The organism is Massilia sp. NBRC 108631, assembly GCF_059704565.1.
On record NZ_BAAKJE010000211.1, the window covers coordinates 1 to 269 of the forward strand.

Here is a 269-nt window from a genome sequence, read left to right on the forward strand (position 1 = left end):
GGAATTGAACCGTCCGTCGGCAGCAAAGGAGACAGCTACGACAACGCTCTGGCTGAGACCATTAACGGGCTTTACAAAGCAGAGCTGATCCACCGCCGCGCTCCTTGGAAGACACGCGAAGCCGTCGAATTGGCTACGCTGGAATGGGTATCCTGGTTCAATCACCACCGACTGCTGGAGCCAATCGGCCACATCCCGCCGGCTGAAGCTGAAATGAATTACTATCGTCAACTTTCGGGTCAAGCCGTCTCGGCCTGACTCAAACCACG

General features: G+C 56.1%; 1 protein-coding gene. It reads left to right on the top strand.

Going from position 1 to position 269, the window contains the following annotated elements; all coding sequences use genetic code 11:
* Positions 1-258 (top strand): integrase core domain-containing protein (locus tag AC6H42_RS22855; protein ID WP_497549019.1); only part of this gene is annotated, 258 nt, incomplete at its 5' end.
* Positions 259-269: the final 11 nt, after the last annotated feature.